Origin of the sequence: Pseudomonas sp. 2822-15 (genome assembly GCF_002742515.1) — a bacterium.
Classification (GTDB): Bacteria; Pseudomonadota; Gammaproteobacteria; order Pseudomonadales; family Pseudomonadaceae; genus Aquipseudomonas; species Aquipseudomonas salomonii.
This window is the reverse complement of record NZ_LJRY01000456.1, coordinates 1-231: the sequence shown is the minus strand read 5'-3', so window position 1 is coordinate 231 and position 231 is coordinate 1. Positions and strand designations below refer to the sequence as shown.

At 39.0% G+C, this 231-nt stretch carries 1 pseudogene; it reads right to left on the bottom strand.

Features of this window, described 5'->3' with window-relative positions:
• Positions 1 to 203, bottom strand: a pseudogene (locus tag AOA59_RS33025) (hypothetical protein); the annotation flags it as partial.
• Between the last annotated feature and the right edge of the window lie 28 nt (positions 204 to 231).

The window sequence follows — 231 nt, the reverse complement described above, 5'->3', positions numbered from 1 at the left end:
ATTAAGAGTAGTACAACACCAACACCAAACAGTATAAAGGTTTCCATCCCTGCAAAACCTGCAACCATATGTCCGAAGAAAAATAAAAATAGTGCAGATAAGCCCATTATACCAGGAACACCGAAGCCTGGTGAATACAATTCAAGTACTAATCCCATACTTCCTATGGATAGTAGTATTGGTATAATGATCGGATTAGTCACAAATCGCGCAATTTGCTCAGCGAACGAT